Origin of the sequence: Croceibacterium atlanticum, from assembly GCF_001008165.2 — a bacterium.
Classification (GTDB): domain Bacteria; phylum Pseudomonadota; class Alphaproteobacteria; order Sphingomonadales; family Sphingomonadaceae; genus Croceibacterium_C; species Croceibacterium_C atlanticum.
Genome location: NZ_CP011452.2, coordinates 1,132,886 through 1,145,930, shown reverse-complemented (window position 1 = coordinate 1,145,930; position 13,045 = coordinate 1,132,886). Strand labels below are relative to the sequence as shown.

Sequence of the window (13,045 nt, the reverse complement as noted above, 5' to 3'; positions counted from 1 at the left end):
CAATGTATGAATCCGACGATCCGAGATCCCGCCTCGCTTCTGCGAAGAGCGGGGCGGGGCCCGCCGCCAATGCAGCAGCGGCTTTCGGCAACAGCACCTATGCCCGTTACTACGCAAGCGCACCGCAGGAAGAACTGGCGAATTCGCGCAACTGGTACACGCGCGGGCAGAATTTCGTGGTCTGCTATTCCGAGGTGGATGATGGCGCAGTCTTCGAAAGGAGGGAACAGGTCGATGAATATGTTCTTCTCCTGCCCGAAGGCGGGCCTGCCGCCACTGTGGAGGCCAATGGCGAGAGGGTGGAGGTCGCGCCATATTCGATCACCATGGTGCCGCCAGGCGACAGCAGGATAATGGTGCATGGGGCCGGTTCGATCGTCCGACTGATTACGAGCCGTTCGCAGGACATTCTGGCGAAGGCGCAAAATGCCGATAGCTATTCCGGGCCGCATCCGCATGTCCCCGAATTCGAGCCCTGGCCCGAACCGGCAGATGGCTACCGAATCCGGTCCTACAGTCTGGACGTGCCGGAAGAGGAAGGCCGCTTCGGCAAGATATTCCGCTGCACCACCTTCATGGTCAATGTCTTCCCGTCACAGGGGCCGCGCGATGTCACCAGGCTTTCGCCGCATCATCATGACGATTTTGAACAATGTTCGCTCGCGCTGGACGGTTTCTACATGCACCATCTGCGCTGGCCGTGGACAGCAAACCAGCATGACTGGCGCGAGGATGAACATGAATTGTGCCTCGCCCCTTCCGTTTGCGTGATCCCGCCGCGCGTGATCCATACCTCGGCGCCGAGCCACGCGGAAGCGAACGTCCTCGTCGATATCTTTTCCCCGCCAAGGGAGGATTTCTCGGACATGCCCGGCTGGGTGCTCAATGCCGACGATTATCCGCGTAAATGATGACGCCTGATCGGGAGGGGGCCATGGCTTCGGCAAATGAGCATGACAAGGAGATCTCGGGAAACCCGGTGATCGATTGCCATGCACATATCTTCACGTCCGACATGCCGGCCTGCGTCGGCGCCTGGACCGTGCCTGACTATGCTTTTACCGGCGATGACCTGCTGGCCCGGATGGATGCGCATGGTATCCATTTCGCGATCCTGTCCGGTCTTTCCATATCCGGCGAATATAATGATTACATGATCCGCGCATTGCGCCGTCACAATCGGCTGCGGGGCACGGCAATCGTCAACCCGCAGGCCGATCTCTACGCGCTGGAACATATGCAGGCTGACGGGATCACGGGCATTCGCCTGCAACTTGCCCGCCGCTCCACCCTGCCGGATTTCAGCTCGGACGAATATCGGCTGCTGCTGCGGCGCCTGCGGGATCTGGACTGGCACGTGCAGCTGGCGATCGAAGGGCCGCAATTGCGCCCCGTTCTCGAACCGCTGATGGAGGCGGGCGTAAAGGTGGTGATCGATCATTTCGGGCATCCCGATCCGGAGGGGCCGCTGGCCTGCGATGGCTTTGCCTGCATGCTCGAAGCGATCGATACGGGACGTTGCTGGGTGAAGATGTCTGCGGGCTTCCGCCTGCCGGGAACCACCGCCTGGCAAGACGATCCCGACGGCAATCTGGATGATATCGCCGATCTCGTTGCGGCAGAATTGCTGCGCCGGGTCGGAACAGACCGGCTGCTCTGGGGCAGTGACGCACCGTTCGTGGGTTATGAAAACCGGGTGACGTTCGAGAGCGTTCTCGCCAGCTATCGGCGCTGGCTACCCGATCCGGCCAAGCGTGCCGAGATTTGCCGCACCGGGCTCAAGCTCTATTTCTCCTGAAGCACTGGCCTTCGCGGGGCCAGTGCCGATTGGGGCATAACAGCGTACCCCTACAGGAAAGCGCAATTGCCGCTTCACTGCGAAGTCCACCCTCGAAGCATCAGCCGTTTGTCCGCCCCGGCGGTCCGCAACGAGAGCGTGATGCGAGACGTGGGAGGATATTGTGCGACTGAACTCCATCGATTTGCGAAGGTTAATGACAGGTGCGGCGCTGGTGCCGCTATCCGCAGGATTGCTGGCCGGAACGCCTGCACTTGCGCAGGACACGGGGCAGGGCGCCGAAGAGGCCGCCCCGATCATCGTCACCGGCACGCGCATCAAGCGCGATGGTTTCAGCGAACCCACTCCGGCGACAGTGTTCGATGCGGAAACCACGCAGGATCTCGGCATCGTCAATGCCGGTGACATCGTCGAACTCATCCCCCAGAACACCGCTTTCCAGTCCGATGCAACGGCTGGCATAACCGCAGGCGCGGATGTTGGCGCCAGCTTCGCGAACCTGCGCGGCCTCAATCCCGATGGCGGCACGCGTACGCTGACGCTGATCAATTCCCGCCGTTTCGTGCCGACATCGAATGGCGGCTCCGTGGATCTCAACATGATCCCGACGGCCATGATCGAGCGGGTGGAGACAGTCACCGGCGGCGCTTCGGCCGCATATGGTTCGGATGCCATTGCCGGTGTGGTCAACATCATCCTCGACACCGATCTCGAGGGATTGCGGCTGCAGGCAGACTTTGGCCAGACCTTCCGCGGTGACGGCAAGGATTATCATGCCTCAGCTGTTTACGGCACGTCCCTGGGGGATCGCGGCCATGTGGTGATTGGCGGCGAATATCAGAGGGTGAAGGGGATCGGGGACTGTTCTGATGTGCGCCTGTGGTGCGCGGAAGGCTGGGACCTGTTCACCAATGAAGGGGACATCCTGCCCGATGGCAGTGTCACGGGCTATAACACGCCCGGTTCGCCCACATACGGATTGCCGAACTACATCATCGGGCCGGATTCCAAGCAGGCATTCAACGATGCCCATGGCGTGGTGCGGAACCGCGGCCCTGCCGATCCTGCCGCACGGAACCTGCGCTTCAATGATGACGGGACTGCGGTGCTCGATTTCGATCCCGGTATCTATGTCAATTCCAACACTTTCGGTCCCCGCAGCGGGGGCGACGGTGAATCCACTTATGCCGATTCCGACCTGCAGACGCCGCAGGAACGGTATGTCGGCTATCTCTATGCCGATTATGAGCTCAGCGATGCTCTCACGGCCTATACCGAACTGACATATGCGCACCGCACCGCATCCAATTCGGGCGTGACGGCGGGGCCGCGTTCGACATTCTTCGTCAAGCCCGACAACGCCTACCTGCCGGATGATCTCGTCGAATTGCTGGATGGCACGTCCTTCAGCCTCGGCAAGGATGTGGACCGGCAAATTCCCGCTCTCAACGAAGTGGAAGCTGATGTCTTTCGCGGCGTTCTGGGCCTGGGCGGCGAAATCGGTGAGAACTGGGACTGGGACATCTACTACCAGTATGGCAGCAACAAGCAGCACCGGGACGGACGATATTCGCGCGTGAATACCGAATTCCAGTACGCGCTGGATGCCGTGGACGAAGGCGAATTCCTGAACGGCACCGCCAATGGCAATATCGTGTGCCGCGAAACACTGGCCAGCAATCCGGACCCGCGTTCACAGGGCTGCGAACCGTTGAATCTGTTCGGCCTCAACAATCTGTCGCAGGCTGCGATAGATTACGCATATCGGCCGGTCGTGCAGGATTTCGATTACACGCAGCATGTCATTGCGGGCGTCATCAGTGGCAATCTGTTCGACGGGATCGGTGCCGGTCCGGTGGGTGCGGCAGCCGGCGCGGAATATCGCAGCGAGGATGGCGACGTCACCCATGGCGATACTCCCAATTACAATGATTATGCCTTCACTTTCGGCACGGATTACGGCGGGACGATCGAGGTTTTCGAAGCCTTTGGCGAATTGAACGTGCCGCTGCTTGCCTATGTGCCGTTCGCCGAAATGCTTGAAGTGAACGGCGCGGTTCGCTGGACCCAGAACACCGCCCAGAATGCCAGCACGGGGGAGGAAAAGACCACCGATGCTGTCAGCTACAAGCTTTCCGCCATCTGGGAAATCGGGGCAGGTTTCCGCCTGCGCGGTTCGCGTTCGCGCGATATCCGTTCGCCCGGCTTCCAGGAATTGTTTGACCAGCAGGTTCCCACAGAGGCCGGATCGTCGCAGGGCGTGGTCGACAATTTCAACATTCCCGGCTCGCCAGGTCTGGGTGATGACGACACGCCGATACTCAATGGCGGCAGTTTTGCGCTGAAACCGGAAAGTGCGGACACGACCACGCTGGGCGTGGTGTTCCGGCCCGATTTCGCGCCGGGGCTGCGCATGTCGGCCGATTGGTATCAGATCGAAGTCACCGATACGGTCACCACGCTGCCGGGCCAGCGGATCGTGGATTTCTGCGGAGAGTTCGATCTCTTCTGCGACCGGATCACCTTCGCTGCGCCGACGGACATCACCTTTGTCGATGCCCGGCAGGTCAATCTGGGCAGTCTCGACGTTCGTGGTTTCGATTTCGAACTGTCTTACAGGCTGCCGCTTTACGACGTGTTCGATGGGGGCGATGGCGCGGTAAGCCTGCGTTTGCTGGCCAATCATCAATATGACTTCAAGGTCCAGGCCGATCCGACCACGCCTGTCATAGACTATGCCGGGCAGACCGGCCCCGTGCTGAATGGCGGGGACTTCAATCCCGCCCCGGACTGGATCTGGAACGCCTTCCTGTCCTACGACAATGGCGGCTTCAACACGACGCTGTCCTTCCGCCACATTCCGGAAGGGATTTATGATGTCGAGAAGATCGGGCCGCAGGATGCGGGCTTCGATCCCTCTCTGCCCGACAGCATCAACGATAACCGCGTGGACGGCGCCACCTATCTGGGTCTTGCAATGTCCTATCAGATTCCGATCGACAGCGCCGGCAATCGCTATGTCGAGCTGTTCGGCGCCATCCAGAATCTGTTTGACGAGAAACCCCCGGTCGCGCCGGGCGGTGGCGGACTGGGCGGATCGAACTATCCGACCAATCCGGTTTACTTCGACACTTTCGGATCGCGTTTCAGGACCGGTGTCAGGCTACGCTATTGAGCGGGAAGGCCGGAACCAGAATGGGCCGGGTCGCATGATGCGATCCGGCCCTTTTCTTGATGTACAATCTGCGAAGATATCCGGCCCGGCTGGTATGGGCACGCCGGGCTTTTGTCAGAAAGCGACCTTGTCGCCGCCTTTCAGGCCCAGCATTGCGCGCGCTTCATCAGGGCTTGCCACCTCGCGGCCCAGCGCTTCGATCACGCTGCGCAGTTTGACGACTTGCTGGGCGTTGCTCTGCGCCAGCTCGCCAGGCGCGATATAGAGACTGTCCTCCAGGCCGACGCGGGCATTTCCGCCAAGCAGGATGGACTGCGTGCAGAAATCCATCTGGTGCCGGCCAGCGGCGAAAGCGGAAAAGACATAATCCTCTCCGAACAGGCTGTCAGCGATAGTTACCATATGCGCCACATTGCGCGTGTCGGGCCCGATGCCGCCCAATATGCCAAATACGCCCTGTATCAGGAACGGCGGATCGATCAGGCCGCGATCGGCGAAATGCGCCAGCGTGTAGAGGTGGCCGATATCGTAGCATTCGAATTCGAAACGCGTTCCGAATTCACGCCCGATTTCCAGCATGATCCGCTTGATATAGGCATTGTCATTATACATGATCCGCCCGCGTGAGCCTTCGACATATTCGCGTTCCCACCCGTGCTGCCACTCTTCCACCCGCCTTCCGGCTGCGGAAAAATCGAAGATGAGCGGCCCCATATTGAGCGAGCACAGCTCCGGCTGGGCTGCTCTTGCACCATCGAGCCTGTCATCCAGGCTCATCATGGCGCTGCCGCCGGTGGAGATGTTGATAATTGCGTCGGTGGCCTGCCTGACACGCGGCAGGAACCGCATGAAATCCTCTGCTTTGGGGCTCGGGCTGCCATCCGCATCGGAACGCGCATGAAGATGCAGGATGGCGGCACCCGCCTGCGCCGCACCTGTCGCTGCGTCGGCGATCTGGCTCGCTGTCACCGGAAGGTGGGGCGACATGGATGGTGTATGGATCGAACCCGTAGGGGCGCAGGTGATGATGACCTTCTTGTTCTTGCGCATCGCGAGCGTCCCTAGAGGCCTGCCTGACAGATATATTTGGTGCTGAGATATTCCTCGATGCCCTGGTGCGATCCTTCACGGCCGACCCCGGACATCTTTACCCCGCCGAAGGGCGCATGCGCGCTGGAGATCAGGCCGGTATTGATGCCGACCATCCCGGTTTCGAGGGCGCGGGATACATGCGCGATCTTTGCCGGATCTTGCGAACAGAGATAGGCGGCCAGGCCAAAAGGCGTGTCATTGGCCAGCCCGATGGCCCGTTCGACGGTGTCGAAACCGATCACGCCTGCCAATGGGCCAAAGGTTTCCTCCTGCGCGAGCATGGCCTGTTCGGGCACGTTGGCAAGCAGGGTGGGCAGGGCGATCCGCCCGCCGGGGGATGCGCCGCCGGCAAGCAGTCTGCCGCCACGGGTCAGCGCATCTTCGCGATGTTCTTCCACCTTGGCGATCGCCGCCTCGTCGATCAGCGGCCCGATATCATTTTGCTCGTCGAAACCGTCGCCTGCCGACATCTGCGAAACACGGCCGGCAAAGGCCGACAGGAAACGATCGCGAATGCCATCCTGCACATAAATGCGGTTGGCGGCGATGCAGCTCTGGCCGCTATTGCGGAACTTGGCGACTATCGCCGTTTCCACGGCAGTGTCCAGATCGGCATCGTCAAATATCAGCAGCGGGGCGTTACCGCCCAGTTCCATGCTGACGCGCTTCATCGTCGGGGCGCAGGCTGCCATCAGCATCGTGCCCACGGGGGTCGATCCGGTGAATGTCAGCTTGCGCACCGCCGGGCTCTGCGTCACCACCTCGCCGATAGGGCCGGCCCGGCCCGTAACGACGCTGAAAACGCCCGGCGGAATGCCTGCTTCCTGGCCCAGAAAGGCGAAGGCGAGGGCGGAGAGCGGCGTCTGACCGGCCGGCTTTGCCACCATCGTGCAGCCGGCGGCCATTGCCGGGGCGGCCTTCCGCGTCAGCATGGCGAGGGGGAAATTCCAGGGCGTTATCGCCGCGCAGACGCCCACGGGCTCCCGCTCCGCCAGCATCCTGCGGCCCGGCTCTGCAGCGGGAATAATCTCGCCCAGCACGCGGGTTGCCTCGTCCGCGTAAAATTCCATGAACTGGTTTGCGTAATCGACCTCGCCCCGCGCTTCTCGCATGGGCTTGCCATTCTCCCTTGTGATGAGGCGGGCGAGGTCTTCACGATGTTGCACGATCAGTTCGAACCAGCGGCGCACGATCGCGCCGCGTTCCTTTGCGGGGCGCGCGGCCCAGGCGGGCAGGGCGCCGGCCGCGGCATTGACGGCCTGCTGTGCTGTCGAAGCGTTTACCGATGCGACTTCGGCGATGGTTTCCAGCGTGAAAGGATCCTCCACCCGAATGGGCGTGTCATCCCCCTCCAGCCATTCGCCTGCCACATAAGCCCTGCTGATCAGCAGATCGGCTTCGTCCAGCTTGCCACGGGCCTGGTTCATTGCTTTTCACCGTCGAGATCGGGGTTCGTGATCGGGGTGTCGCTTTCGAACAGATGTTCGAAGCGGCGGAAGCTGCACAGCCAACGGCCATCGACCCTGCGATAGCGGTCCGTTGCAAGCGAGATCGTGACCGGCACGTGGCTGGTCAGTGGCCGTTCGCCATTGGCAGCATAGAGAAACAGGAAGTTGGTGGCTTCGGCACTATCCTCGCCAATCTGCCAGGCGCGAAAATTCGTGAAGCTGTGGACCGAAAGCCGGGGGCCCTGGCTGCGCCGCCAATCGTAGAATTCCTGGATTTTCGTGCGGCCGATATAGGATGCGAACTGGCCGTGGAACTCGGCATCGGGCGTGTAATATTCGCTTGCCGCGCTGCCGCCGTTGAAATCGATCTCGTGCCAATAGTCGGCGAGTTGCAGCGCAAGCTCCTGCGTCAATCCTGCCCGATCATGCTGCGTCATTCCGCTCTCCAGCCACTTTTCCGATAGCGAGCGCTGGCAGACTTGCCGCATCCGGGCTTGCCTGCCGGGGCATGGCCTCTTGCCCAGGGCGGCGCGCTATCCGATCATGCGGCGCCGATATTCGCGCGGGGCCATGCCGTGATGTTCGTGGAAGGTGCGCGTGAAATGCGCCGCACTGTTGAACCCCCAGGCGAAGGCGATCTCTGTCAGCGTGTGGCCTGCCCAGCTGGGATCGCGGATCTGCTTGGCGCATTCTTCCAGCCTGCGCCGGATGATATAGGTGGAGACTTTCTCCCCGGTGCTGGCGAAAATCGTCCGCAGATAGCGCGGCGAAATACGCAGCCCTTCGGCGATGGTTGCGGGTGAAAGCTGCGGATCGCGCAAATGATCCTCTATATAGCGCACCACCTCGGCATGGCGGCCGCGCAATACGGCCGAAACGTCGCCACCCATGTCGAAGCCCATGGAATATGACATCGAAAGCATTTCCAGCAGGCTCTGCGCGAAGCGTTCCCCATAGATGGAGGTGAAACCCTTCGCGAGCTGGGCATCGAGGCGTTCCACCATGGCGGACATCGCGCCCGTCAGCCCGACCTCGTTCCTGAGATGCAGGCCGCAGAACCGTTCGGGCGTGGGCAGGTGCTGCCTGAGGGTTTTCGCATCTATGCGCAGCATGATGACGACGCTGCCGTCATCCACCGTGAAACTGTGCGGTGCGGCACTGTCGCAAAGCGCGAAATCACCGGGCGTCAGTTCCGCCTCGTGCCCGCAATGCGAAAGCTGACTGCTTCCCCCGGCCTGAAGCAGGAAGGAATAGAGCCGCTGCTGGCTCGGCAGGATATGCTTCCGCGAACGGAGGATATTCGTGCGATTGGTGCACATGCGTGCGAACTGGATCGGACCGAGCTGGCCGAGGCTGAGGCGGGCGGCAAAATCCTGGCTGCTTGCGGGCGTGAAATCGACATTGTTGAGCTGGCGCGAATACAGCGCATTCCACGCAGCCATTCTGGTTTCCGCGGGCAGGGCGTCGGAATTGTAAGATTGCATCATTCTCTCCCCGGCCGGGCTTCTTTGACGAGCCTCGTGACCGTTCATTCCACACTCCATCATCAATTGATCCGTGGCAAGGCTCGGCTGAAATCACGCTCCTCCGGCTACGGCCAGATTGGCGCCCGTGACATAGGAAGCCTGGTCTGACGCCATGTAGAGCACGGCTTCGGCGATTTCCGCCGGATCGGCCACCCGGCCCATGGCGACCGCCGCGGCCCCCTTTGCCTGCCGTTCCGGACTTAGCATCTCTGTCGCCACGGGGCCCGGGGATACGCAGTTCACGCGGATGCCTTCGCCCGCAACTTCGCGCGCCAGCCCCAGCGAAAGACTGTTCACGCCGCCTTTGCTTGCGGCATACCAGACATATTCACCCGCGGAACCGCGGTCTGCCGCACGGGAGGAGACGAAGGTGATCGAACCGCCCTGGCCGCCCCGTCCCGTGGACATATGCCGGGCAGCTTCGCGTGCGCAGAGCATGGCCCCCGTCAGGTTCACTGCCACCACGTCGCGCAAGGTCCGGGCTCTCGCATCGGCAAGCGGGGAGGCATCGCCTGTAATGCCGCTGGAATAGACCATGGCTGAAAGCTGGCCGAGCACCGCCGCATCCTCGAACAGGCGCAGTATATCTTCCTCTTCGGCGACATCGCAGCGAAAGGCCGCCGCTGTTCCGCCCGCTTCTTCTATTGCTGCCACCACGTCTTCGGCCGGGGCGGCGTTGCTGGCATAGGTGATTGCCACGGCATAGCCCCGGCTGGCGGCGAGCCGGGCAATGGCCGCACCGATCCCCCGATTTCCGCCGATGACAAGCATGACGCGCGTTGGTCTCATGGTCTGTTCCCTGCCTTGTTCTGTTCGCCCACGGCCGACAATGCCCGGCCGGCAGTTTCCGGCAGGATAAGTGTCGGGATCAAGGCGCAGATGATGCCCACGATCCCCAGCGTGGCCATTGCCGCGCTGAGCGGCATGAACTGCGCCACCAGCGGCACGCCCAGGATGAACAGCGCCGCGCCCGCCCGGCCGGAATTATAGGCAAATGCCTGGCCGGAACCGCGCATTTCCGTGGGGAAAAGCTCGGTAAAATAGGGGCCGAAACTCGCATACATGCCGAATTGGAAGAAGCCGTAGATCATCCCGATCGGAACCAGGAACCATAGATTTCCCCCCCATGGGCCGAAGAGATAGATCGAGGCCATGACGAGAAAGCCGAAGCCGAAGATGCGAAAAACCGTCCGCCGCCCGGCAAGATCGCTGATATAGGAATTGGTGATGCAGCCGAAGAAACCGCCAATCGAATTGATGAGCACGAGATAGCCCGCGACGCCCTGTGTCAGCCCTCTCTCCGCCGTCATGAAGGAGGTCAGGTAATTGGCCACTGAATAGGCCGCCCCCTGAACGCCGAGCGAGAGCATCGAGGCGAGCATCGTCACGCCGATCATTCCAGGGCCGAAGATGGCGCCAAGGCTGACAGTGCGATTTTCGGCGCGCTGCTGTGCGCGGGCCAGTTTGTACACTTCGGCATCGTCCGAACCGCGGCGGATGAAGAAGATGAGCAGGGCAGGCGCCAGGCCGATCCAGAAAGCCACCCGCCATCCAAGGTCCGGATCGAAGCTGGCGGCAACCGGCCCGGCCAGCAAAGCCGCGATCCCCGAGCCGATCGGCGCGCCCGCCTGAACCGCGCCCAATGCCTTGCCCCGGTGCCTGGGGTTGATCATTTCACCCAGCAGCACCGCGCCGACAGCCCATTCCGCACCAAAGCCGATGCCGTGCAGCACGCGGATGACCAGCATCTGTTCATAGGTTTCGGCAAATCCGGAAAGGAAGGAAAAGACCGAAAACCACAGGATCGTGATCTGCAATATGCGTGCACGCCCGAAGCGATCGCAGAGCCAGCCGCCAAGCCAGCCGCCCACAGCCGCCGCGAAATAGCTGGCGCTGGCAATGGAACCCGCCTCGGTCAGCGTAATGCCGAGCGAGGTTATCAGAAGCGGGATCAGATATTGATAGACCTGCGCGTCGGCAGCATCCATCACCCAGCCTGCCCCGCAGGTCCAGAAGACCCGCCGGGTTTTGCGGTCTGCCTCCCGATACCAGCCGAACAGGCTGCGGTCCGGCTTTTCCGGGGTCACAATGCGGCCTCGTAGATTGCCAGCGCATCGGCTTCCGAAACAGTTCGTGGATTGTTTTTCAAAAGCCGCTGAACACTCATGGCCGCAGCCGCCATCTTGGGCAGGGCATTTGCACCGATGCCGAGATCGCTCAGCCGCCGGTCAATCCCGACGGCCGCGGATAATCGTTCGATTTCCGCTACGCCCGCCATTGCGTCGCCATGCGGATCGCCGCCGGGAATTACGCCAAGAGCAGTCGCCACTGCGGCATAGCGCCCGGCTTCGTGTTGCGCGTTGAAGCGGATGACATGAGGCAGAAGCAAGGAATTGGCGACGCCATGCGCTATGTGAAACTCTCCGCCGAGCGGATAGGCGAGCGCGTGCACGGCAGCGGTGTTGACCGGGCCCAGGCACATTCCGCCCAGATGGCTGGCGATCAGCATGGCTTCGCGTGCAGCAAGATCGTCAGGCTGTTCGCAGGCCCGTTCCAGATTTGCGGCGATAAGCCGGATTCCTTCCAGGGCCCAGCAATCGACCAACGGGTGCGAATGCCGGTTGGCGTATGCTTCGATACAATGGGTGAGAGCATCCAGCCCGGTCGAGGCAGTGACCCCGCGCGGCATGGAACAGGTCAATTGTGCATCGAGATAGGCAAAATCGGGCACCAGATGGCGGCTGACCACACCTTTCTTGAGTTCGGCTTCCTCGTCCTCGATCACGGCGATGGGCGTCACCTCGCTGCCGGTTCCGGCTGTCGTCGGGATGCAGGCGAGGGGGAGGCCGCGTGTCAGAAGAAGGGCGTTGCCCGCGATCTCGTCAAAATCATGCGCTGATCCGTGCAGGGCGGCGACCAGCTTGGCGACGTCCATCGCGCTGCCGCCGCCAAGGCCGATAACGAAATCCACCTGGGAATTTGCCGCCACGGCCAGCGCGTTGGCCAGATCGCGGCGGGTCGGTTCGCCATCCACCTCCGCATGGATGACTGGCTCGACGCCGGCTTCACGCAAGGCGCCGGCCAGCCTTTCGGCTAGCTGAGCTATCGGAGTGGAGGTCAGGATCAGGGCGCGGCGTGCGCCAGTGGCCGCGCAGTCTGTTGCGCATTGCATCAGGACGCCGGCACCGACTCTGACGCAGGGGACCTGGTACAGGTCGAGTGATCTTTGCAATGCCAACTCCGAAGCTCCTCCCCGCCACCCGGTTGTTCTGCTCTTTCGCTTCCGGGCGCGCGCTGTTCGTTATCGCCGTCTTGGGCCGGACTTTCCAGCATCTGCGGGGCGCCTGACTTGACTCAGACGGCACCATATCGCGGCAAAAACGGCTCGGGCCGCGCTGGCGGCTTTCGCAGGGGAGGAGCCTGTGCAGGATGGAATCATGCATGAACATCCCGGCGCACTCATCCTTGCCCATGGTGGCAGATCTCCCAGGATCCCTCCGGGCGCCTTCATCGCACCCGGTGCCAGGATCATCGGGGATGTCACGATCGGCGAAGGCGCAAGTATCTGGTACAATTGCGTTCTGCGCGGCGATCTGGCCCCGATAGAAGTGGGGGCGCGCAGCAATGTGCAAGACGGCAGCGTGATCCATGTCGAAGGACCGCGAAAGGGCGGCGGGGGCGCGATTCAACCGGTAATCATCGGTGAAGACGTACTGATCGGCCACATGGCGTTGCTGCATGGATGCCGGATAGAGAGCCGTGGCTTTGTCGGCATGGGCGCGATCGTGATGGACGGCGCCTGCGTGCAATCCACCGGAATGCTGGGGGCGGGCGCGCTCCTGCCGCCAGGAAAGACAGTGCCGGAAGGCGAATTATGGACTGGTCGCCCGGCGCGGCCCCGCCGCGCGCTTGGGCCGCAGGAAATCGCGGCAATGGCCGATCAGTGCGACCATTATCTCGAAATGGCGGAGCACCATCGCGGCCTTGCCGCAGAAAGCTGAAGGAT

11 protein-coding genes are annotated in these 13,045 nt (G+C 61.9%); 4 read left to right on the top strand and 7 right to left on the bottom strand.

The window, feature by feature from the left end; translation table 11 throughout:
* Positions 1 to 2 precede the first annotated feature (2 nt).
* The 3 genes from WYH_RS05395 (at position 3) to WYH_RS05385 (ending at position 4,973) form a co-directional block, all read left to right on the top strand.
* Positions 3 to 911 carry a cupin domain-containing protein gene (locus WYH_RS05395; protein ID WP_046903026.1) on the top strand — a complete coding sequence of 303 codons (909 nt, stop codon included), beginning with the start codon at positions 3 to 5 and terminating at the stop codon, positions 909 to 911.
* A 23-nt stretch (positions 912 to 934) separates the two neighbouring features.
* Positions 935 to 1,798 carry an amidohydrolase family protein gene (locus WYH_RS05390; RefSeq protein ID WP_046904841.1) on the top strand — a complete coding sequence of 288 codons (864 nt, stop codon included), beginning with the start codon at positions 935 to 937 and terminating at the stop codon, positions 1,796 to 1,798.
* 196 nt (positions 1,799 to 1,994) lie between these two features.
* Positions 1,995 to 4,973 (top strand): TonB-dependent receptor plug domain-containing protein, encoded by a 2,979-nt coding sequence (locus tag WYH_RS05385; protein ID WP_046903025.1) that lies wholly within the window; start codon positions 1,995 to 1,997, stop codon positions 4,971 to 4,973.
* Positions 4,974 to 5,087: 114 nt separating this feature from the next.
* On the opposite strand, the gene kce is transcribed toward WYH_RS05385, so the two are convergent.
* The 7 genes from kce to WYH_RS05350 form a co-directional block, all read right to left on the bottom strand.
* The gene (kce, locus tag WYH_RS05380; protein WP_046903024.1) at positions 5,088 to 6,023 is read right to left on the bottom strand and encodes a 3,5-dioxohexanoate:acetyl-CoA acetone transferase; all 936 of its coding nucleotides are present in this window, start codon (positions 6,021 to 6,023) and stop codon (positions 5,088 to 5,090) included.
* A gap of 11 nt (positions 6,024 to 6,034) precedes the next feature.
* Entirely contained in the window at positions 6,035 to 7,492 is a 1,458-nt protein-coding gene (locus WYH_RS05375) for an NAD-dependent succinate-semialdehyde dehydrogenase (protein ID WP_046903023.1), read from the bottom strand.
* Entirely contained in the window at positions 7,489 to 7,950 is a 462-nt protein-coding gene (locus WYH_RS05370; RefSeq protein ID WP_046903022.1) for a hypothetical protein, read from the bottom strand. Before WYH_RS05370 ends, WYH_RS05375 begins: the two co-directional genes overlap by 4 nt.
* A 96-nt stretch (positions 7,951 to 8,046) precedes the next feature.
* On the bottom strand, positions 8,047 to 8,955 hold the full coding sequence (locus WYH_RS05365; protein ID WP_169780717.1) for a helix-turn-helix domain-containing protein: 909 nt from the start codon (positions 8,953 to 8,955) through the stop codon (positions 8,047 to 8,049).
* Positions 8,956 to 9,090: 135 nt separating this feature from the next.
* Complete coding sequence (locus WYH_RS05360) at positions 9,091 to 9,828, bottom strand: SDR family oxidoreductase (RefSeq protein ID WP_046903020.1); 738 nt, start codon at positions 9,826 to 9,828, stop codon at positions 9,091 to 9,093.
* Entirely contained in the window at positions 9,825 to 11,126 is a 1,302-nt protein-coding gene (locus tag WYH_RS05355; RefSeq protein WP_244877967.1) for an MFS transporter, read from the bottom strand. Before WYH_RS05355 ends, WYH_RS05360 begins: the two co-directional genes overlap by 4 nt.
* Entirely contained in the window at positions 11,123 to 12,271 is a 1,149-nt protein-coding gene (locus WYH_RS05350) for an iron-containing alcohol dehydrogenase family protein (RefSeq protein ID WP_280513195.1), read from the bottom strand. The genes WYH_RS05355 and WYH_RS05350 overlap by 4 nt, the downstream gene beginning before the upstream one ends.
* Before the next feature lie 205 nt (positions 12,272 to 12,476).
* Here WYH_RS05350 and WYH_RS05345 point away from each other — a divergent pair, with 205 nt between their 5' ends.
* Positions 12,477 to 13,040, top strand: coding sequence for a gamma carbonic anhydrase family protein (locus tag WYH_RS05345; RefSeq protein ID WP_046904840.1), 564 nt, complete (start codon positions 12,477 to 12,479; stop codon positions 13,038 to 13,040).
* Positions 13,041 to 13,045 lie beyond the last annotated feature (5 nt).

Excerpts from the sequence above, each read along its gene's own strand:
- WYH_RS05395 (WP_046903026.1), top strand. The coding sequence starts at position 3 with ATGTATGAATCCGACGATCCGAGATCCCGCCTCGCTTCTGCGAAGAGC.
- WYH_RS05390 (WP_046904841.1), top strand. The coding sequence starts at position 935 with ATGGCTTCGGCAAATGAGCATGACAAGGAGATCTCGGGAAACCCGGTG.
- WYH_RS05385 (WP_046903025.1), top strand. The coding sequence starts at position 1,995 with ATGACAGGTGCGGCGCTGGTGCCGCTATCCGCAGGATTGCTGGCCGGA.
- kce (WP_046903024.1), bottom strand. The coding sequence starts at position 6,023 with ATGCGCAAGAACAAGAAGGTCATCATCACCTGCGCCCCTACGGGTTCG.
- WYH_RS05375 (WP_046903023.1), bottom strand. The coding sequence starts at position 7,492 with ATGAACCAGGCCCGTGGCAAGCTGGACGAAGCCGATCTGCTGATCAGC.
- WYH_RS05370 (WP_046903022.1), bottom strand. The coding sequence starts at position 7,950 with ATGACGCAGCATGATCGGGCAGGATTGACGCAGGAGCTTGCGCTGCAA.
- WYH_RS05365 (WP_169780717.1), bottom strand. The coding sequence starts at position 8,955 with ATGGCTGCGTGGAATGCGCTGTATTCGCGCCAGCTCAACAATGTCGAT.
- WYH_RS05360 (WP_046903020.1), bottom strand. The coding sequence starts at position 9,828 with ATGAGACCAACGCGCGTCATGCTTGTCATCGGCGGAAATCGGGGGATC.
- WYH_RS05345 (WP_046904840.1), top strand. The coding sequence starts at position 12,477 with ATGCATGAACATCCCGGCGCACTCATCCTTGCCCATGGTGGCAGATCT.